The following is a 22,388-nucleotide window of genomic DNA, read 5'->3' on the forward strand; positions in this document are numbered from 1 at the left end:
TGAACTCTAGCGCCGGGTAGTGCTCCTTCTTGGGAGCCCTCAGCAGACTCATCAGCCACGACCACACGCGAAGCCGATAGCACTTTTTCTGCAAAACCCCATGCCCAGAGCGGCAGATGAGGAGTGCACAATGGCCACGTTGATTGGTGTAGTCAGTCAGGTAATCGGACAGGTATTTGCGATCGGCGCCGACGGCACGCGCCGCGCGGTGCATCAGGGCGACCGGCTGTTCGTCGGCGAGCAGCTGGACACGGGCGCCGATGGCGCCGTGTCGGTGCACCTGCAGAACGGCAAGGAACTGACCCTGGGGCGCGGCAGCGAAGTCACGCTCAACCAGAACATGCTGGGCGACATGGCCCCGCACGTGGCCACCCAGGAAGTCGCCGCGCCCAGCCAGGCCGAGCTGACCGACGTACAGAAAATCCAGCAAGCCATCGCCGCCGGTGCCGACCCTACCCAGGCGGCTGAAGCCACCGCCGCTGGCCCGGCTGCAGCGGGCACCCCAGCTGCGGGCGGCGAGGCCGGTGGCGGCCACAGCTTCGTGCTGCTCACCGAGACCGCCGGCGTAGTCGACCCGGTGGTGGGCTACCCCACCGCAGGCTTCAACGGCGTGCCTGACTTCGCCACGCCCCAGGTGCTGGGCGCTACCAACACCAACGCCGCGGCGCTGGTGGCGGTGGACAACGGCATCACCCTCACTGGCCTGGGCAACGGCGTCAGCGTCGACGAGGCCAACCTGGCCGACGGTTCCAACCCGCAAGCCTCGGCCCTGACCCAGGGCAGCAGCTTCACCGTCACCGCCGCCGATGGCCTCACCAGCCTGGTGGTAGGCGGCATCACCGTGATCAACAACGGCGTGGTGGTCGGCGTGGGCCAGTCCATCACCACCGGCCTGGGCAACACCCTGACCATCACCGGCTACAACCCCACCACCGGCCAGGTCAGCTACAGCTACACCCTGACCGGCCCCGATACCCAGCCAGCCGGTGGCGGCGCCAACACCGTCAGCGAGAACCTGGGCGTCAGCGCCACTGACTCCAACGGCACCACCAGCACCGGTTCGGTGACCGTGACCGTTGTCGACGACGTGCCCCAGGCAGTCAACGACAACCCCACCACCCCCGCCACCGAGCAGCACCTGGTGCTCACCGGCAACGTGCTGACCAACGACATCCAGGGCGCCGACCGCATCGCCATCACCGCCACCAGCGGCCCGATCACCGCCGGCACCTACACCGGCACCTATGGCACCCTGGTGCTGGCCAGCGATGGCAGCTACACCTACACCCTCAACGCGGCCGGCCAGGCGTTCAACAACCTGCACGGCGGTGGCAGCGGCACCGACAGCTTCACCTACACCCTCAACGATGCCGATGGCGACACCAGCACCGCGGTGCTGACGCTCAACATCAACAACATCAACGACCCGGTGACCATCACCGCACCCACCGTGGGCGGCCTCAACACCACGGTCAACGAAGCCAACCTGGACAACGGTTCGAGCCCCAACGCCGGGGCCCTGTCGCAGAATGGCCAGTTCACCGTCACCGCCCCCGATGGCCTGCAGACCCTGACCATCGGCGGCGTCGCGGTGGTCACCGGCGGCGTGGGCATCAGCTCGCCGGTCAGCATCGTCACCCAGCTGGGCACGCTGACCATCAACAGCTACAACCCCACTACCGGCGTGGTCAGCTACACCTACACCCTGACCCATGCCGACACCCACCCTGACGTCCAGGGCCCGAACACCCTCACCGACACCTTCCAGGTGGTGGCCACCGACACCGATGGCAGCACCGCCACCACCCAGCTGACCACCACCATCGTCGATGACGTGCCCCATGCCGTGGCCGACACCGCGTCGGTCACCGAAGGCGTCAAGGTCGACATCGGCAACGTCGTGGGCAACGACGCCAGCGGGGCCGATGGCTTCGGCGGCGTGGTAGGCGTGCGCGCCGGCAGCAACACCAGCACTCCCGTGGCTGGCGGCGTGGGCGTGGCCATCGAAGGCGTGTACGGCAGCCTGACCATCAACGCCGACGGCACCAGCAGCTACCAGGCCAAGGCCAACGTCGCCAACGACGGTTCGGTCACCGACACCTTCACCTATTCGATCGTCGACAAGGACGGTGATGTCAGCACCACCACCGTCACCATCACCCTCACCGACGCGGGCCTGAAGGCCACCAACGTCGATGGCGCCACCGTGTTCGAAGCCGCGCTGCCCACCGGCAGCCACCCCGACTGGACCAGCGAAGTGGGCACCGGCACCGTGGCCGGCTCGGTCACGGGCGGCGTCGGCGCACTGACCTACAGCCTGCAGGGCGCCGATGCCAACGGCAACGTCACCAGCCAGTACGGCACCTTGCACCTGAATGCCGACGGCACCTACACCTACACCCTCAACGTCGCCCCGCAAGTGTCGGGGGTGGGCACGCTGGACACCTTCACCCTGGTGACCACCGACAGCGCCGGCAACCAGGTGGAAAGCCAGGTTGCGATCAAGATTGTCGATGACGCGCCGGTGGCAGTGCCCGACACCGCCACCCTTACCGAGGGGCTTGTGGCTCAAGGCAACGTGCTGGCCAATGACGTCGGCGGCGCCGACGGCATTGCCGCGGTGATCGGCGTGCGCGTGGGCAGCGACGTTTCCACGCCTGTGACCAGCGGCGTAGGCACGGTCATCCAGGGCGCCTATGGCGAGTTGCTGATCAAGGCCGATGGCACCGCCATCTACCATGCCGATGCCAACTCGGTAGGCAGGGCGGGTGCCACCGATACCTTCACCTACTCGATCATCGACAAAGACGGCGACATCAGCACCACCACCATCACCATCAACGTCACCGACGCGGGCCTGAATGCCACCAACGTCGATGGCGCCACCGTGTTCGAAGCGGCGCTGCCCACCGGCAGCCACCCGGACTGGACCAGCGAAGTGGGCACCGGCACGGTCGCCGGTTCTGTCACTGGCGGCGTCGGTCAGTTGACCTACAGCCTGCTGGGCTCCGACGCCAACGGCAATGTCACCAGCCAGTACGGCACCCTGCACCTGAATGCCGACGGCACCTACACCTACACCCTCAACGTTGCCCCGCAAGTGCCGGGCATCGGCACCCTCGACACCTTCACCCTGGTGACCACCGACAGCGTCGGCAACCACGTTGAAAGCCAGGTGTCGATCAAGATCGTCGACGACGCCCCGGTGGCAGTGCCCGACAGCGTGTCCATCACCGAGGGCCTTGTCGCGCAAGGCAACGTGCTGGCCAATGACGTCGGTGGCGCCGACGGCATTGCCGCAGTGATCGGCGTGCGCGCCGGCAGCAACACCAACACCCCAGTCACCGGCGGCGTGGGCACGGTCATCCAGGGCACCTACGGTGAACTGCTGATCAAGGCCGATGGCACCGCCATCTACCATGCCGATGCCAACTCGGTAGGCAAGGCGGGTGCCACCGATACCTTCACCTACTCGATCATCGACAAAGACGGCGACATCGGCACCACCACCATCACCATCAACGTCACCGACGCGGGCCTGAAGGCCACCAACGTCGATGGCGCCACCGTGTTCGAAGCGGCGCTGCCCACCGGCAGCCACCCGGACTGGACCAGCGAAGTGGGCACCGGCACGGTCGCCGGTTCTGTCACTGGCGGCGTCGGTCAGTTGACCTACAGCCTGCTGGGCTCCGACGCCAACGGCAATGTCACCAGCCAGTACGGCACCCTGCACCTGAATGCCGACGGCACTTACACCTACACCCTCAACGTTGCCCCGCAAGTGCCGGGCATTGGCACCCTCGACACCTTCACCCTGGTGACCACCGACAGCGTCGGCAACCACGTTGAAAGCCAGGTGTCGATCAAGATCGTCGACGACGCCCCGGTGGCAGTGCCCGACAGCGTGTCCATCACCGAGGGCCTTGTCGCGCAAGGCAACGTGCTGGCCAACGACGTCGGTGGCGCCGACGGCATTGCCGCAGTGATCGGCGTGCGCGCCGGCAGCAACACCAACACCCCAGTCACCGGCGGCGTGGGCACGGTCATCCAGGGCACCTACGGTGAACTGCTGATCAAGGCCGATGGCACCGCCATCTACCACGCCGATGCCAACTCGGTAGGCAAGGCGGGCGCCACTGATACCTTCACCTACTCGATCATCGACAAAGACGGCGACATCAGCACCACCACCGTCACCATTAACGTCACCGATTCGGGCCTGCACGCCAAGAACGTCAACGGTGTCACCGTCTTCGAGGCCGCCCTGGACTTGAACCAGGACGGCAAGGACCTGGCGCCTGGCACCACCACCGGCAGCCACCCGGACTGGACTTCGGAAACCGCCAGCGGCACTGTGGCCGGCTCGGTGACCGGCGGCGTCGGCGCGCTGACCTACAGCCTGTACGGCTCCGACGCCAACGGCGACCTGAAGACCCAGTACGGCGTCGTTCACATGAACGCCGACGGCACCTACACCTACACCCTCACCAGCGCGCCGCAAGTGGCGGGCCTGGGCACCACCGAAACCCTGACCGTGGTGACCACCGACAGCGTCGGCAACCACGTGGCCAGCCAGCTGACCATCAAGATCGTCGACGACCAGCCGCAGGCTTACGCTGACTTCGCCCGCATCACCGAGGGCCAGACCGCCCAGGGCAACGTGCTGCAGAACGACGTGTCGGGCGCCGACGGCTTCGCCGGCGTGGTTGGCGTGCGGGCCGGCGGCCTGGACGGCAAGGCCGTCACCAGCGGCGTGGGCACTGTGATCCAGGGCCAGTACGGCGAACTGGTCATCGCCGCCGACGGCACCAGCGTGTACCACGCCAACGCCAACTCGGTCGGCCACTTTGGCGTCGACGTGTTCACCTACACCGTGGCGGACAAGGACGGTGACCTGAGCACCACCACCTTGACCATCAAGGTCGACGACGCCCACCTGAAGGCCACCAACGTCGACGGCGTCACCGTCTTCGAAGCTGCCCTGGACACCACCAAGGACGGCAACGACCTGGCCGCCGGCAACACCACCGGCAGCCACCCGGACTGGACCTCGGAAACCGCCAGCGGCACTGTGGCCGGCTCCGTGACCGGCGGCGTCGGCGCGCTGACCTACAGCCTGTACGGCTCCGATGCCAACGGCGACCTGAAGACCCAGTACGGCGTCGTTCACATGAACGCCGACGGCACCTACACCTACACCCTCACCAGCGCGCCGCAAGTGGCGGGCCTGGGCACCACCGAAACCCTGACCGTGGTGACCACCGACAGCGTCGGCAACCACGTGGCCAGCCAGCTGACCATCAAAATCGTCGACGACCAGCCGCAGGCTTACGCAGATTTTGCCCGCATCACCGAGGGCCAGACCGCCCAAGGCAACGTGCTGCAGAACGACGTGTCAGGCGCCGACGGCTTCGCCGGCGTGGTTGGCGTGCGCGCTGGTGGCCTGGACGGCAAGGCCGTCACCAGCGGCGTGGGCACTGTGATCCAGGGCCAGTACGGCGAACTGGTCATCGCCGCCGACGGCACCAGCGTGTACCACGCCAACGCCAACTCGGTCGGCCACTTCGGCGTCGACGTGTTCACCTACACCGTGGCGGACAAGGACGGTGACCTGAGCACCACCACGCTCACCATCAAGGTCGACGACGCCCACCTGAAGGCCACCAACGTCGACGGCGTCACCGTGTTCGAAGCCGCCCTGGACACCACCAAGGACGGCAACGACCTGGCCGCCGGCACCACCACCGGCAGCCACCCCGACTGGACCTCGGAAACCGCCAGCGGCACCGTCGCCGGCTCCGTGACCGGCGGTGTTGGCGCACTGACCTACAGCCTGTACGGCTCCGATGCCAATGGCGACCTGAAGACCCAGTACGGCGTCGTTCACATGAACGCCGACGGCACCTACACCTACACCCTCACCAGCGCCCCGCAAGTGGCGGGCCTGGGCACCACCGAAACCCTGACCGTGGTGACCACCGACAGCGTCGGCAATCACGTCGCCAGCCAGCTGACCATCAAGATCGTCGACGACCAGCCGCAGGCCTACGCAGATTTTGCCCGCATCACCGAGGGCCAGACCGCCCAGGGCAACGTGCTGCAGAACGACGTGTCGGGCGCCGACGGCTTCGCCGGCGTGGTTGGCGTGCGTGCTGGCGGCCTGGACGGCAAGGCCGTCACCAGCGGCGTCGGCACCGTGATCCAGGGCCAGTACGGCGAACTGGTCATCGCTGCCGACGGCACCAGCGTGTACCACGCCAACGCCAACTCGGTCGGCCACTTCGGCGTCGACGTGTTCACCTACACCGTGGCGGACAAGGACGGTGACCTGAGCACCACCACGCTCACCATCAAGGTCGACGACGCCCACCTGAAAGCCACCAACGTCGACGGCGTCACCGTCTTCGAAGCTGCCCTGGACACCACCAAGGACGGCAACGACCTGGCCGCCGGCAACACCACCGGCAGCCACCCGGACTGGACCTCGGAAACCGCCAGCGGCACCGTTGCCGGTTCGGTGACCGGCGGGGTAGGTGCGTTGAACTACAGCCTCTACGGCTCCAACGCCAGCGGCGACCTGCAGGGCCAGTACGGCGTGATCCACATGAACGCCGACGGCACCTACACCTACACCCTTACCAGTGCCCCCCAGGTGCACGGCATCGGCACCACCGAAACCTTCACCCTGGTGACCACCGACAGCGTCGGCAACCACGTGGCCAGCCAGCTGACCATCAAGATCGTCGATGACAAGCCGCAGGCCTATCCGGACTCCGCGCACATCCTCGAAGGCCAGACCGTGCAGGGCAACGTGCTAGGCAACGACGTGGCGGGGGCCGACGGCTTCTACGGCGTGGTCGGCGTGCGCGCCGGCGGCCTGGATGGCAAGCCGGTCACCACCGGCGTGGGTACCGTCATCGAGGGGCTGTATGGCCAGCTGATCATCGCGGCCGACGGCAGCAGTGCCTATCACGCCAACGCCAACGCGGCGAACCATGGCGACGTGACCGACACCTTCACCTACACCATGGCCGACAAGGACGGTGACCTGAGCACCACCACCGTCACCATCCAGGTCGGCGGCGCCGGCCTGCACATCGTGCCGGGCGACGGCCCGGGCGTGACCGTGGCCGAAGCCGCCCTGGACCTGAACCAGGACGGCAAGGACCTGGCCGCCGGCACCGTCACCGGCAGCAACCCCGATTCCACCGCCGAAACCACCACCGGCTCGGTGGCAGGCTCCATCGCCGGCGGCAGCGGTGGCATTACCTACAGCATCGAAGGCGCGGTGAACGGCCTGTTCACCACCGCCCACGGGGTGATCCAGCTCAACGCCGACGGCAGCTACACCTACACCCTGACCTCGGCACCCAAGACCGACCCATCGGCCAACAACGGCGCCGACACCACCACCGACACCATCACCTACCGCGGCACCGATAGCCAGGGCAACAGCCTCACCAACCAACTGGTGATCAACATCACCGATGACGTGCCCCAGGCGGGCGCCATCGACCGCGTGGCCATCGCCCCGGAACTCAACACCAACGTGCTGCTGGTGATCGACGTGTCGGGCAGCATGGACGATCCGTCCGGCGTGGGTAACCTGTCGCGCCTGGACCTGGCCAAGCAGGCCATCAGCGCGCTGCTGGACAAGTACGACGGCATGGGCGACGTGAAAGTGCAGGTGGTGACCTTCAGCAACGGCACCGAGACCCCGAGCAACGTCTGGGTCGACGTGGCCACTGCCAAGGCCTACATCGCCGGCCTGCACGCCAACGGCGGCACCAACTACGACTACGCCCTGAGCGCGGCCGAAAACGCCTTCACCACCAACGGCAAGCTGGTGGGCGGGCAGAACGTGGCGTACTTCTTCTCGGACGGCAACCCGACCCTGTCCAGCACCCACCCGACATCGGGTAACGGCCAGTCGGGCAGCCAGACCAACCCCAACCTGGGCGACGGTATCGACACCACCGAGGAGAAGGCCTGGACCGACTTCCTCAATGCCAACGACATCAAGGCCTACGCCATTGGCCTGGGCAACGGCGTCGACGCCCAGTACCTCAACCCGATCGCCTACGACGGCACCACCGGCACCAACACCAATTCGACCGTAGTCACCAACCTCAACGACCTCAACAACGTGCTCAGCAGCACGGTGCAGAGCGTATCGCTGGCCGGTACCCTGTTGACCAACGGCAGCTTTGGCGCCGACGGTGGCTTCGTCAAATCCATCACCGTCGACGGCACCACCTACACCTACGATCCGAAGGCCAACAACGGCACCGGCGGCATGACCACTGAAGGTGGCACCAGCCACGGTACGTTCGACACGACCACCAACAGCATCAGCGTGGCCAGCAGCCACGGCGGTACCGTGGTGGTGAACATGGACACCGGCGCCTACACCTACACCGCCGCGTCCAGTGGCGGCAGCTCGACCTTCACCGACAAGGTGGGCTTCGTGCTGGCCGACAACGACGGCGACCTGTCCAGCCCGGCCAACCTGAGCATCACCGTGACGCCGAACTCGCCACCGGTGGCGGCTGCCGACCACGTGATCACCAACATCCTGTCGTCCACCATCATCGTGCCGAGCGAGGCCCTGACGGCCAACGACACCGATGCCAACGGCGACCCGCTGACCGTGGCCAACACCGGCTTCGACACCGGCTGGGCGCCCAAGGGCGCGGACTTCACCGCCATCACGGTGCAGACCATCCAGTTCGCCGGCACCGGCAATTCCAGCCTCAACCAGACCAAGACCCTGGACCGCAGTGAGTTCAGCATCACCAGCGGCACCACGGCACTGCTCATGGTCGCCGGCTTCCTGGGCTCGGGCAGCAATGCCAACGCCAGTGACAACATCACGGTGCACCTGAACGCCGGCGAAACCTTGAGCCTGGCGGACAACGGCAACAGCCACCTGGCCTTCAGCCTCAAGACCGGCAATACCTACACCACGTTGAACGGCAATGAGCTCACTGCCAGCAGCGACGGTGACTACACCATCCACATCAGCCACGCCAGCGGCCACACCGGGCAGACCACCTACAGCCTGGACATGAGCATCAACTATGCCGGCGCCGCCAGCTATACCCCGGACCTGCCGGCGACCTACACCGTCACCGACAACCATGGCGGCAGCGACACCGCGGCGGCGACCATCACCTACCAGGCCGGCCATACCCTGACCGGCACGGCGGGCGATGACATCCTGATCGGCAACGACAGCGGCACCAAGCTGGTGGGCGTGGCGGGCCACGACTTCATGATGGGCGGCGCTGGCGACGATGTGTTCCAGGGCGGCACCGGCGTGACCACGGTCAGCTACCACAACGCCAAGGGGCCGGTGACGGTCGACCTGAGCAACACCGGGGTGCAGGACACCGTCAATGCCGGGCACGATCAGCTGGTCAACATCCAGAACCTGATCGGTTCCGATTACGGCGACCACCTGACCGGCAACAGCCAGGCCAACGTCATCACCGGCGGCGCGGGCAATGACGTGATCAACGGCGGGGGCGGCAACGACACCCTGATTGGCGGCCTGGGCAACAACACCCTGACCGGCGGCGACGGTGCCGACACCTTCAAGTACCTGGCCGGCAACTCGGGCCACGACACCATCACCGACTTCACCGTGGGCACCGACAAGCTCGACCTGTCGCAACTGCTGCAAGGTGACGGGGCCACGGCGTCTACCCTGGACAGCTACCTGCACTTCAAGGTCACCGGCAGCGGCTCGGGGCTGGTCTCCAGCATCGACGTCAGCACCACCGCCGGCGGCGCGGCCAGCCAGACCATCGACCTGAAAGGCGTCGACCTGGCCAGCCACTACGGGGTTACCCCGGGCTCGGGCGGCACCATCTCGTCCCATGACACGGCGACCATCGTCAGCGGGATGCTGGGGGATCATTCGTTGAAGGTGGACGTGGCATGACGCTTCACCGCTGAAGAAAAAATCCCGCCACGATGGCGGGATTTTTTTGCAAGCTGCAAGCCCACCCCCGGCCCGCATAACCCCAGGCACACCGCGGCGATTTCGGACGCAGCCTGCGGCAGCTGCTACGCGAATACGGATACCCCATGGACCGCGTCGCCTGCATCGCGGCCAAGGCCGGCTCCTACCACGAATAGTGTAGGAGCCGACTTTAGTCGCGATGCAGACGACGCCATTTCAAGACAGTTGCTGCTACGCAGGGTTCCGTAGCAGCGGCCGCAGGCCGCGTCGGGGCCGCCGCGCAGCTCCAGGCATACCGCGGCGATTTCGGACGCAGCCTGCGGCAGCTGCTACGCAAGGGGCGCGCCCGGCGCCTGGCTTCAGACCTGCGGTGCAGGCGCGCCGATCAGGCGGCCCATGGCGCCGTGCAGCCCCAGTTCTTTCAACACCTCCAGCTCGCCAGCGGTCTCCACCATCTCGGCGATCAGCGGCATGTCGATGCTGTTGGTGGCGCGATAGATGGCTTCGATGAACAGGCGCTTGTCGCTCTGCTGGTCGATGGCGCGGATGTAGCTGCCGTCGATCTTCAGGTACGCCAGGCCCAGGTGGGTGAAGTTGCCGATCTGGCTGAAGCGCCCGCCGAAATGCTGCAGGCCAAAGCGGTAGCCGGTGTCGCGAATGGCCTGGCTCAGGCTCTGCAACTGATCAGGCGGCGGCAGGTGGTGTTCGTCCGCCTCCAGGGTCAGCAGGTGCGCCTGGCCGGGGCTGGCCTTGAGCAGGTCGAGGATCGGCGTTAGGTGTTCCTCGCTGCGCAGGGTGCTGCCCGACAGGCTCAACGCCAGCGGGTGAGGGTGTTCCTGCAAGTATTCCAAGGTATGTTCCAGCATCGCCAGGTCAAAACGCGCCGACCAGCCCAGGCGCTCGATCCACGGCAGGAAATGCGCCGCGGCCACGGCCTCGCCCGCCGGGTCGAGCAGGCGCGCCAGTACCTTGTGGTGCAGGATCTGCCCCGGCTCTGCACAGGGCACCACCGGCTGGAAGTACAGCTTGAGCTTGCGCAGGGTCAGCGCTTCGTCGATCCAGGTGCGCCACTGCGCCGGGTTCTGGATAGGCGCGCCATTGAAGTGCGCCAGCACGGCCCAAGGCTGGCGTGGGTGGTTCTGCGCCTCGGTGACGGCCTGGTCCAGGTGCATGTACACCGTGTTCAGCGCCTCGCCGGGCTTGTACGCGGCCACGCCGATGTGCGCTACCGGCGAGCGGTCGCTGGCACCGGTGAGGTAGAAGTTCTCCAGCTGGCGGCTGAGGTCTTCGGCCAGGCGTTGGGCGTCCTCGCCGTTGATGGCCGGGGCCAGTAGGCTGAATTCGCCGCCACGGTTGCGCGCGGCGGTCCAGCGGCTACGCCGTGGGTCTTGCAACTGGGCGGTGAGCACCTCGCCGATCTCGGCGATCAGGGCGTCGGTATGCTGGCCCCCGAGACGCTGGTTGAGGCCGGCCAGGTCGTTCACCCGCAACATCAGCACGAAGCCCTCGCTGTTCTGCTCGGTGACCATCAGCTGGTTGGTCAATTGGGTGTCGAACAGGCGGCGGTTGGCCAGGCCCGTGAGGCTGTCCTGGTAGGACTCTTCGCGCAGTTTTTCGCTGCGCGCCGCTTCCTCGGCGAACAACGCCTTGAGCTTCTCGACCATCTGGTTCATGGCCAGCACCACCCGTCGCAGTTCCGGCGTGCGCGGGATGCGCGGCAAGGTCAGGAACTCGCGGTGGCTGATGGCGTTGGCCTGTTGCACCATGTTGTCCAGCGGGCGCAGTTGCTTGCGCAGCAGCCAGCCGCCGAAAATCGCGCTCAACAGGCCGCACAGGGCCAGCCACGCCAGGCTGCCGATGGCGGTTTCCCACAGCTTGGCCAGGGCGAACTGCGGGTTGCTCAACACTTCCACCCGCGCCGCCTGTTCCCAGCCGCGCATCACCAGCGCGTCACCGCCCTGGGGCTTGAGGTTGACCAGGCGCACGAACCAGTCGGGCACCTCGCCCGTGCCCGGCGGCGCGGCGCGTTCCACCAGGGTGCTGTTGTCCGCCAGGTTGACCACGCGAATGTTGGAGAAATAGCCGCTGTCGAAGATCGACGAGACCATCAGCTCGATCATGGTCGGGTCGTCCACGTGGGGCGCCAGCGACAGCCCCAGCGCCGTGGCCGCGTCCTGGCCATGGGAGCGCAGTTGGCTGACCAGCTGTTCACGGGAGTTCTCCAGCCCGACGAAAAAGCTGCCGCTGAAGGCCACCACCAGGAACAGGCAGATCGCCAGGAACAGTTGCTTGAGTAATGACATCGGGCACTCCTATCCGTCGCCAATGGCGAAGCCTTCGGCTTTCATTTTTTGCAACACATCCTGCCACCGCGACAGCTTCTTGCTGTCGCTGGTGCGGGCACTGGCCGAGGCGCCGGGCAAATACACGCCCTCGGCATTGAAGGCATACACCGGCAGCAGGTCCTTGCGCTGGGAGGCGGGCCTGATGTCGGGCTTGAGGTTGTCCAGCACCAGCGGGTCGGCGCGGTCGGTGGCGTAGTAGGCCAGCACCATGTGCGCCTGGTTCAGCTCCAGCGCCTTGACGTAGGTGATGCGCAGCTTGTCGGCGGGCACGCCCAGGCGGCGCAGGCTGAAATACTTGGCAATGGCATAGTCTTCGCAGTCGCCAGCGCCTTTCCACAAGGCTTCCAACGGGGTGGCCCAGTAGTCTTCCACGTGCCACACGGTCATGTCGTCCTTGAACGCCATCTGGCGGTTGAAGAAGCTGTTGACCAGGGCCAGCTTTTCCAGCTCGGGTTTGTCGCCGCTGGTCTGCAGCAGCCGCGCCCAGGCCTCCAGGCGCTCGCGGGCGGAGCCCAACCCGCCGTACTGCTGGTCGGCCTTGCTGATGATCTGGTTGAAGTCCCACTCGGGCCAGTTGTCGCCGGCCACGCTCAGCGACAGGCACAGCACCATCCAGCCGAACACATGCCACAGCCGGGGCGAGAGCCATCCTTGTCGACGCGGGCGGTGGAGCATGCCAGGAAACTCTGGGGTCAGTCGGTAGAGTCTAGGAGATGGCGAACGGACAGCACAGGGGGGAGGGGATATATATTTCCGTACACCACATACGGTGTATGGACCATCGCTGCGTAGCCGCTGCCGTCAGGCTGCGCTGGCCCGGATGTGCACTGGAGATCTCCAGTGGCGTATGGGGCCAGCGCAGCCTTCGGCAGCGGCTACAGCAGGTGCGATCAGTGATGGCGTGGCTTGAGGATGGCCGGTTTTTCGTCCGGGGCGTTGCACAGCAGGTACAGGGCGGTCAGCGCCTCGGGGATCTGCACGATCATGTCGTCCTGCAGGTTGGCGTCGGCGGCAATGTCGGCGAACTCCGGTTGTTCGTCGAACAGGCCCGAACCCACCATGATCGGCAGGAGCATTTCGCTGACTTCGTCCTCGGCGGTCTCGAACCAGGCCGCTTCGCGCATGAACACGCCTTCCATGAAGCCTATGCACCAGCCGCGCAGCTCGGAGTCGTCCGGCTCTTCACCCAGGTCCAGGTCGCACGGCAGTTCGAATTCCTCGTCGCTGGCCAGCTGGCGGGCGATGTGCGCCTTGAGGGCCACCAGGGTGCCTTCGATTTCCGCGCGCTGGGCGTCGCTGCTGTAGTGCGGCTCCTCGGCGAACAGGGCGTCGATCCACTCGCGCTCCGGCACTTCCTCGGAACACACGGAAAGGGCGGTCAGATAGCCGTGAGCGGCCACGTAGTCCAGCGCTTCCTCGTGCAGCTCATCGGCGTCGAGGAAGGCTTGCAGGCGGTTCAGTTGCTCAGCGAAGGACATTAAAAGGCTACCTTGAAGAATTTACGATAGTGAATTCTAGGCCTTGTTAGGGGGCATGCGCCACCCAAGCCTGAAAAACATGGCCTTATCAGTGGTGCCCTGCGCAGGCGGGCGCTCGGGTATAATGCGCCGCTTTGGCCGTTTCACGCCCTGAAAGGTTGCCCCGGCAACGGGCGCTTACGCATTTTTGCGTGAAACGCGCGCGATTTTCATCCAGCCTAGGCCCGGATGGTTCTGCGATATTTGGAGTTCTTATGCTCGAACAGGCTCAACGCGTCCTTAAGGACATCTTCGGCTATGACAGTTTCCGGGGTCGCCAGGGTGCCATTATCGAGCGCGTGGCCAGTGGCGGCGATGCCCTGGTACTGATGCCCACCGGTGGCGGCAAGTCCCTGTGCTTCCAGGTGCCGGCCCTGCTGCGCCCGGGCCTTGCGGTGGTGGTGTCGCCGCTCATCGCGCTGATGGACGACCAGGTCGCCACCCTGGAAGAACTGGGCGTGGCCGCTGCATCGCTGAACTCCACCCTCAGCGCCGAACAGCAGCGCGACCTGGCTGCGCGCATTCGTCGCGGCGAGGTGAAAATGCTCTACCTGGCCCCCGAGCGCCTGGTGCAGCCGCGCATGCTCGATTTCCTGCGCAACCTGGACATCGCCCTGTTCGCCATCGACGAAGCGCACTGCGTGTCGCAATGGGGCCACGACTTCCGGCCCGAGTACCTGCAACTTGGGCAACTGGCCGAGCTGTTCCCCAACGTCCCGCGCATTGCCCTGACCGCCACGGCCGACAAGCGCACCCGCGAGGAAATCGTCAACCGCCTGCACCTGCAGGACGCCGAGCGCTTCCTGTCCAGCTTCGACCGGCCGAACATTTTCTACCGCATCGTGCCCAAGGAAAACCCGCGCAAGCAGCTGATGACCTTCCTGGCCGAGCGCCGCAGCGACGCCGGCATCGTCTATTGCCTGTCGCGCAAGAAGGTCGACGAGACCGCCGCGTTCCTCTGCGAGCAGGGCTTCCCGGCGCTGTCGTACCACGCCGGCCTGCCGTCGGACGTGCGCGCCGCCAACCAGAAGCGCTTCCTCAACGAGGAGGGCCTGATCATGGTCGCCACCATCGCCTTCGGCATGGGCATCGACAAGCCCAACGTGCGCTTCGTGGCCCACATGGACCTGCCCAAGTCGCTGGAAGCCTACTACCAGGAAACCGGCCGTGGTGGCCGTGACGGCCTGCCCGCCGATGCCTGGATGGCCTACGGCCTGCAGGACGTGCTGATGCTCAAGCAGATGCTGCAGAACTCCGAAGGCGATGAACGCCATAAGCGCGTTGAACAGCACAAGCTCGACGCCATGCTGGCCCTGTGCGAGGAAACCCGCTGCCGCCGCCAGGCGCTGCTGGCCTACTTCGACGAAGACATGCCCACCGCCTGCGGCCACTGCGACAACTGCATCGACGGCGTGCAGACCTGGGACGCCACCGAACCGGCGCGCCAGGCCCTGTCGGCGGTGTTCCGCACCGGCCAGCGCTACGGCGTAGGCCACCTGGTAGACGTGCTGCTGGGCAAGGACACCGAAAAGGTCCGCAGCTTCGGCCACGAGAAACTCTCGGTGTTCGGCGTGGGCAAGGCCCGCAGCGAGCACGAATGGCGCTCGCTGTTCCGCCAACTGGTGGCCCGCGGCCTGGCCGACATCGACCTGGAAGGCTACGGCGGCCTGCGCCTGAGCGACACCTGCCGGCCACTGCTGCGCGGCGAAGTCACCCTGGAACTGCGCCTGGAGCCCAAGCCGCAGAAGGGCAGCAGCACCCGCAGCGGCTCCGGCAGCCCGGCCAGCCAGCTGGTGCGCGGCGAAGAGCGCGAGCAGTGGGAAGCCCTGCGCACCCTGCGGCGCAAGCTGGCCGAGGAGCACGGCGTGCCGCCGTACGTCATCTTCCCCGACTCCACGCTGCTGGAAATGCTCCGCAGCCAGCCGGGCAGCATGGCCGAGATGGGCCGTGTCAGCGGCGTCGGCGCGCGCAAGCTGGAGCGTTACGGCGAGGCCTTCCTGGGCGTGCTCAACGGTGGCGCGGAAGAGGCACCGCGGGTGGTCGCCGACCTGCGCCATGAGCTGATCAGCCTGGCCCGTGCCGGCATGACCCCGCTGCAGATCGCCGGCCAGCTGCAATGCAGCGAGAAGAACGTCTACAGCCTGCTGGCCGAGGCCATCGCTGCCCAGCAACTGTCCCTGGAACAGGCCCTGGACCTGCCCGAGGAGGTGATGGCCGAGGTGCAGGATGCGTTCCTGGATGGCGAGGGCGAGCTGCCGTCGGTGACCGACATTGCGCCGCTGTTCTTCGGCCGCGTGCCGGAGGGCGTGCTGTATTGCGTGAGGGCAGCGTTGCAGTCCGAGTTCGAAATGTGAGCGGTTTCAGACTGACATTTGTACATTGCGAAATACACATTCGTTCCGGCATGAGTATTGCCTCTTGGTCAAGGCCATGATTAGCTCACTATCAATTAGTTTTGTCCTTTAAGAGTTGCTTATGCCGTTGACTGACCAACACCGTTTCGGAATGCAGCTGGCCCAGATGTCCCGGGGCTGGCGTGCGGAACTGGATCGCCGCCTGGCCGGCCTGGGCTTGTCCCAGGCGCGCTGGCTGGTGCTGCTGCACCTGGCCCGGTTCGAGGAAACCCCCACACAGCGCGAACTGGCGCAGAGCGTGGGGGTGGAGGGTCCGACCCTGGCGCGGTTGCTCGACAGCCTGGAAACCCAGGGGCTGGTGCAGCGCCAGGCGGTGCTCGAAGACCGCCGGGCGAAGAAGATCCTGCTGTGCGAGCCAGCCTTGCCGCTGATCGAGCAGATCGAGACCATTGCCAACACCTTGCGCGCCGAGCTGTTCGTGGGCGTGGACGAGGACGAAATGCGCGTCTGCATGCGCGTGCACAAGCAGATTCTGGACAACCTCGAGAAAAAATCCTGAGCCCGCGTACTCCGCGCGCTTTGAGAAAGGCCGGTTCGCAGGCTATAACCAGAATGACAGGAAGCAGGTTCCTCAAAGGGATTCTCATGCTAGAGCGCTCGCGGTCCATGTTCCGGGCCATTTCCACCTCGACCACCGCCCGCTTGCTGGCGGCCGTGCTGGCCGCCGCCGCCGGCCAGGCCTACGCGCTGGGCCTGGGTGACATCACCCTGCATTCCTCGCTGGGCCAGCCGCTGAGCGCCGATATCGCGCTGGTGGATGCCCAGGGGCTGGGGGCCGCCGACCTGTCGGTGGGCCTGGCCACGGCCGACGAGTTCGCCCGGGCTGGCGTCGACCGCGCGTTCTTCCTCAATGACCTGCACTTCACCCCGGTGCTGAGCGGCAGCTACAAATTCATTCACGTCACCACCAGCAAGGCGGTGACCGAGCCTTACCTGGACTTCCTGGTGCAATTGAACCGCCCCAGCGGCCAATTGCTGCGCGAGTTCACCGTGCTCATCGACCCGCCGGGCACCGTGGCCTTGCCGCCGGCGCCCAAGTTCGACGATGCCCCGGTCAGCAGCATCGCCAGTGCCCTGGCCAGCGCCAACGGCCCCACGCCGACCGCCCGGGCTGCAGCCGCGCAGCAGCCCGCCGCAGCGTTGCCACCGGCTACCCAGGAAAAACGCCTGGACGTGCAGAAGGGCGACACCCTGTGGAGCATCGCCAAGCGCCTGCAGGCGGCTGGCACCACAACGCCGCCCAATACCCTGGTGCAGCAACTGCGCGCCCTGAACCCGGGCAGGTTGAAGGCCGGGCAGAGCCTGTTGCTGCCAGACAGCGCGGTGCTGCCCGGTGCCCAGCCGGCGCCCGCCATGGTCGCCGCGCCTGCATCGGCCGCTGCACCGGCGGTGCCTGACACCCCGCCCGCCGCTGCACCGGCGCCGGACGACCAGGCGCTGCACAAGGACATCGACGACCTCAACGCCAAGCTGCAAACCCTGCAAGAGCAGATGAACGGCAAGGACCAGCAACTGCAGCAACTGCAGCAGCAACTGGCCCAGGCGCAAGCCCAGGCCCACCCCGCGCCCAAGCCCGTGGTGCCGGCGGCGCCGCCTGCGCCGGTGACGCCGGCCCCGGTCATCGACGACAGTGGTGATATCCCCTGGCTGCCGATCCTGGGGGTGGTGTTGATCCTGTTGCTGCTGGGTGGCCTGGTCTACAACCGTCGCCGCCAGCAAGCGGCGGTGATACCGGTCGCGTACCCGGCCCATGAGCCTGACGTGCTGATAAAACCGGCCCAGGGCGGCCTGGCGCCGGCCCCCGAGCTTATCGAGGACGAGCCGGTGCCCGGTGTTGCGCCCAAGCGCGAGAGCGGCCCGGCTACCGACGCCATGGACGGCGCCAGCATCTACATCGCCTATGGCCGCTTCAACGAGGCCACGGCCATCCTGCGTGAAGGCCTGCAGAAGGAACCGCACCGCACCGACCTGCGCCTGCGCCTGCTGGAGGTGCTGGGCCAGCAGGGCGACGTCGCCGGCTTTGCCGAAGAGGAGCGGGCGCTGTTGGCCCAGGACTTCAAGGCCGAGAAGATCGAGGCCATCCGCGGGCACTACCCCAAGCTGCAACCGGCCACGCCGGTACCCCAGGCAGCTCCCGAGGCGCTGCCGGTGATCCCTGCGGCGCTGGCCACCGTGGCGGCCGTGGCCCCGGCCATTGTCGATACCCCGCCGCCTGCCGCCGAGCCGCTGGATGACTTCCAGTTGAACCTGGACGACCTGTCCATGGACGCCGACTGGGACCTGGTCAGCCCCTTCGATCCGGCCCCGGCGCGCAAGGGCACCGACACCCCGGCCGAGCCTGAAGCGGCGGTGGACCCGGAGTTCGCCAGCAACCTCAAGGAGTTCCCGGACGTGTTCGAGATGCCCGACGAGCAGTTCCTCAGCGACTTCGCCGAGGAAGAGCCGGTGACGGCGGACGATGGCCTGGACGACGCTTTCCTCGACAGCTTCGTCGCCGGTGCCGACTTGCCCGAACTGGATGCCCTGACCGTGGACTTCGATGCCCAGGACGAGGCGCCGCAAACGCCGGACAAGCTTGAACAGGCGCAGAACTGCATCGACCAGGGTGACCTGCGCAGCGCCGCCGACCTGTTGCACGAGATCCTTCTGGACGGCGATGAAGACGACCAGCAGGTGGCGCGCCAGCTACTGTCGAAAATTGCCTGAGGCCAGCATGACCAGCACCCGCCCGCACATCGTCATCACCTACTGCACCCAGTGCCAATGGCTGCTGCGCGCCGCCTGGCTGGCCCAGGAGCTGCTCAGCACCTTTGCCGACGACCTGGGCCGGGTCAGCCTGGAGCCCGGCACCGGCGGGGTGTTTCGCATCACCTGCGACGACGTGCAGCTCTGGGAGCGCAAGGCCGACGGGGGCTTCCCTGAGGCCAAGGTGTTGAAGCAGCGCGTGCGCGACCACATCGACCCGGCCCGCGACCTGGGCCACAACGACCGCTGAGGCGAAATCGGAACCAATTTGTGGGAGCTGGCTTGCCAGCGAGTTTTTGACTCCTAAAGGCTCGCTGGCAAGCCAGCTCCCACAATTATGTGTTCCCGGGCCTCTATTTCTGGCCCACCAGGGTATCCACCGCCGGCACCCGGGTGTCGCTCTCCATTTGCGCATCATGCTCCAGTTGGTGGCTGAACCTTTCCAATGAACCATGCGCCGGCTGCGCATCGCTGGCGAACACCGGCGGGCTGAGCATGTACGCGGTCAGGATGCGGCTCAGCGCCTGCAGGCTGTCGATGTGCGTGCGCTCGTAGCCGTGAGTGGCATCGCAGCCGAACGCCAGCAACGCCGTGCGGATGTCATGCCCGGCGGTCACCGCCGAATGCGCGTCGCTGAAGTAGTAGCGGAACAGGTCGCGGCGCACCGGCAGCTCGTGGTCGCGAGCCAGGTTCAGCAGGTGGCGTGACAGGTGGTAGTCGTAGGGGCCACTGGAGTCCTGCATGGCAACGCTGACGCTGTGCTCGTTGCTGTGTTGGCCCGGGGCCACCGGGGCGATGTCGATGCCGACGAACTCGCTGACGTCCCAGGGCAGTGCGCCGGCGGCGCCGGAGCCGGTTTCCTCGGTGATGGTGAACAGCGGGTGGCAGTCGATGGCCGGTTGGGCGCCGCTCTCGACGATGGCCTTGAGGCTTGCCAGCAGGGCGGCGACACCGGCCTTGTCGTCCAGGTGGCGGGCGCTGATGTGGCCGCTGTCGGTGAACTCAGGCAGCGGGTCGAAGGCTACGAAATCGCCAATGTTGATGCCCAGGCTCTCGCAGTCGGCGCGGGTGGCACAGTAGGCGTCCAGGCGCAGCTCCACGTGGTCCCAGCTCACGGGTAGTTGGTCCACGGCGGTGTTGAAGGCGTGCCCGGAGGCCATCAGCGGCAGCACGCTGCCGCGTATCACGCCGGTGTCGGTGAACACGCTGACCCGGCTGCCTTCGGCGAAGCGGCTGGACCAGCAGCCCACCGGCGCCAGCGACAGGCGGCCGTTGTCCTGGAAGGCGCGGACGCTGGCGCCAATGGTGTCCAGGTGCGCCGACACGGCGCGGTCAGGCGAGCTCTGTTGGCCCCTGAGGGTGGCGCGAATGGTACCGCGACGGGTGAGTTCGAAAGGGATGCCCAGCTCTTCCAGGCGTTCGGCCACGTAGCGCACGATGGTGTCGGTGAAACCTGTGGGGCTGGGGATGGCGAGCATTTCCAGCAGGACTTTCTGCAGGTAGTGGGTGTCGGGTTCGGGAATCTTGCTAGTCATGAAAACTCCTCGGTCTGTAGCCGCTGCCGTCAGGCTGCGCTGGCCGTCGTGTGCGCTGGAAATCTCCGGCGGGGGCAACTGGCCAGCGCAGCCTGGCGGCAGCGGCTACAAGGTGGTTCAGGTAAGGACCTGGCAGTGCGGAAACAGCAGGTCGATGAACTTCTGCGCGGTAGGCCGCGGCTCGTGGTTGGCCAGGCCCACGCGTTCGTTGGCTTCGATGAACACGTACTCCGGCTGGTCGGCCGCCGGCACCAGCAGGTCCAGGCCCACCACCGGAATGTTCAGCGCGCGGGCGGCACGCACGGCGGCATCGGCCAGCACCGGGTGGAGGATGTCGGTCACGTCCTCCAGGTGGCCGCCGGTGTGCAGGTTGGCGGCGCGGCGCACAGCCAGCACCTGGCCCTTGGGCAGCACGGTGTCGTAGTCCACCCCGGCGGCGTGCAGGGTGCGCTGGGTCTCGTGGTCCAGCGGGATGCGACTTTCGCCCTGGGTGGCGGCCTGGCGTCGGCGGCTCTGGGCCTCGATCAGCGCGCCGATGGCGTGCAGGCCATCGCCGGTGATGGACGCCGGGCGGCGAATGGCTGCGGCCACCACTTCAAAGCCGATCACCACGATGCGCAGGTCGGCGCCCGCGTGGAAACTCTCCAGCAACACGCGGCTGTCGAACTGGTGGGCGTGTTCGATGGCTTGCTGCACGTCATCGAGGTTGTCGATGTCCACCGCCACCCCCTGGCCCTGCTCGCCGTCCACCGGCTTGACGACAATGCGCCCGTGCTGCTCGAGGAAGTCCTGGTTGTCGTCGGCGCTGCCGGCCAGCTGCTGCGCCGGCAGTTTCAGCCCGGCGGCACTGAGTACCTTGTGGGTCAGGCTCTTGTCCTGGCACAGGTTCATGCTGATGGCGCTGGTGAGGTCGCACAGCGACTCGCGGCAGCGAATGCGCCGGCCACCATGGTTGAGGGTGAACAGGCCGGCGTCGGCGTCGTCGATCTGCACCTCGATGCCGCGGCGCAGGGCTTCGTCGACGATGATCCGCGCGTAGGGGTTCAGGTCTGCCTGGGGGCCGGGGCCGAGGAACAGGCTCTGGTTGATGCCGTTCTTGCGCTTGATGGCGAAGGTGGGCAGGGTGCGGAAATCGAGCTTGGCGTAGAGGTTCTTGGCCAGGCGGTTGTCGTGCAGCACCGACAGGTCCAGGTAGCTCAGGCCACGGCTCATGAAGTGCTCGATCAGGTGGCGCACCAGCACTTCGCCCACGCCTGGGCGGGTGCAGCGCGGGTCCACTGCAAGACACCACAGGCTGCTGCCGTGCTCGGGGTCGTGGAAGGCCTTTTCATGATTCAGGCCCATGACGCTGCCGATCACCTGGCCGCTTTCCTCATCCTCGGCTAGCCAGTACACCGGGCCGCCCTGGTGGCGTGGGGTCAGGCGCGTGGGGTCGATGGGCAGCATGCGGCGCTTGAGGTACAGCTGGTTGATGGCCTCCCAGTCGGCGTCGCTTTGCGCCCGGCGAATGCGGAAACCGCGGAACACCCGCTGGGCCGGCCGGTAGTCGCTGAACCACAGGCGCAGGGTGTCGGAGGGGTCGAGGAACAGCTGCTGCGGCGCCTGGGCCAGCACCTGCTGGGGGGCGGCCACGTACAGGGCGATGTCACGCTCGCCGTGCTGTTCGTCGGCCAGTTCGGCGGCCAGGCTGGCGGGGTCGGGGAAGGTGTGGCCCATCAGCAGCCGCCCCCAGCCGCAATGCACGGCGTGGGGCTGGCCGCCGTGGGCGCTGCCGTCTTCGGCAAAGCGCGCCTGCAGGCGTTCATAGCTGGGCGACTGGCCGCGCAGCAGGCGCTGGTTGTAGGCCGTGGCGTGGGGTTTCATCG

10 protein-coding genes are annotated in these 22,388 nt (G+C 66.7%); 5 read left to right on the forward strand and 5 right to left on the reverse strand.

The features are described 5' to 3' along the window. Nucleotides 1-130: 130 nt before the first annotated feature. The gene (locus tag RAM80_RS24460) at nucleotides 131-9,946 is read left to right on the forward strand and encodes a retention module-containing protein (protein ID WP_416422981.1); all 9,816 of its coding nucleotides are present in this window, start codon (nucleotides 131-133) and stop codon (nucleotides 9,944-9,946) included. A 380-nt stretch (nucleotides 9,947-10,326) separates the two neighbouring features. Here RAM80_RS24460 and lapD read toward each other — a convergent pair whose 3' ends face one another. The 3 genes from lapD to RAM80_RS24475 all read right to left on the reverse strand — a co-directional run bounded on the left by lapD (nucleotide 10,327) and on the right by RAM80_RS24475 (nucleotide 13,790). Continuing rightward, on the reverse strand, nucleotides 10,327-12,270 hold the full coding sequence (gene lapD, locus RAM80_RS24465; RefSeq protein ID WP_416422982.1) for a cyclic di-GMP receptor LapD: 1,944 nt from the start codon (nucleotides 12,268-12,270) through the stop codon (nucleotides 10,327-10,329). Between the two features lie 9 nt (nucleotides 12,271-12,279). Beyond that, entirely contained in the window at nucleotides 12,280-12,987 is a 708-nt protein-coding gene (gene lapG / locus RAM80_RS24470) for a cysteine protease LapG (protein WP_416422983.1), read from the reverse strand. Between the two features lie 215 nt (nucleotides 12,988-13,202). After that, entirely contained in the window at nucleotides 13,203-13,790 is a 588-nt protein-coding gene (locus RAM80_RS24475; RefSeq protein ID WP_416422984.1) for a UPF0149 family protein, read from the reverse strand. A 254-nt stretch (nucleotides 13,791-14,044) separates the two neighbouring features. Here RAM80_RS24475 and recQ point away from each other — a divergent pair, with 254 nt between their 5' ends. The 4 genes from recQ to RAM80_RS24495 all read left to right on the forward strand — a co-directional run bounded on the left by recQ (nucleotide 14,045) and on the right by RAM80_RS24495 (nucleotide 19,238). Continuing rightward, nucleotides 14,045-16,183, forward strand: a complete 2,139-nt coding sequence (gene recQ, locus RAM80_RS24480; protein ID WP_416422985.1) for a DNA helicase RecQ — start codon at nucleotides 14,045-14,047, stop codon at nucleotides 16,181-16,183. A gap of 121 nt (nucleotides 16,184-16,304) precedes the next feature. Next, complete coding sequence (locus RAM80_RS24485) at nucleotides 16,305-16,742, forward strand: MarR family transcriptional regulator (protein ID WP_416422986.1); 438 nt, start codon at nucleotides 16,305-16,307, stop codon at nucleotides 16,740-16,742. 86 nt (nucleotides 16,743-16,828) lie between these two features. Then, on the forward strand, nucleotides 16,829-18,949 hold the full coding sequence (locus RAM80_RS24490) for a FimV/HubP family polar landmark protein (RefSeq protein ID WP_416422987.1): 2,121 nt from the start codon (nucleotides 16,829-16,831) through the stop codon (nucleotides 18,947-18,949). A gap of 7 nt (nucleotides 18,950-18,956) precedes the next feature. Next, nucleotides 18,957-19,238: a SelT/SelW/SelH family protein gene (locus RAM80_RS24495; protein ID WP_416422988.1), complete on the forward strand. Its 282-nt coding sequence runs from the start codon at nucleotides 18,957-18,959 to the stop codon at nucleotides 19,236-19,238. Nucleotides 19,239-19,341: 103 nt separating this feature from the next. On the opposite strand, the gene RAM80_RS24500 is transcribed toward RAM80_RS24495, so the two are convergent. Both RAM80_RS24500 and ngg read right to left on the reverse strand, forming a co-directional pair. Next, the gene (locus tag RAM80_RS24500) at nucleotides 19,342-20,523 is read right to left on the reverse strand and encodes an osmoprotectant NAGGN system M42 family peptidase (protein WP_416422989.1); all 1,182 of its coding nucleotides are present in this window, start codon (nucleotides 20,521-20,523) and stop codon (nucleotides 19,342-19,344) included. 117 nt (nucleotides 20,524-20,640) lie between these two features. Next, nucleotides 20,641-22,386, reverse strand: a complete 1,746-nt coding sequence (ngg, locus tag RAM80_RS24505) for an N-acetylglutaminylglutamine synthetase (protein WP_416422990.1) — start codon at nucleotides 22,384-22,386, stop codon at nucleotides 20,641-20,643. Nucleotides 22,387-22,388: the final 2 nt, after the last annotated feature.

Origin of the sequence: Pseudomonas sp. App30 (assembly GCF_047947025.1) — a bacterium.
Lineage (GTDB): Bacteria > Pseudomonadota > Gammaproteobacteria > Pseudomonadales > Pseudomonadaceae > Aquipseudomonas.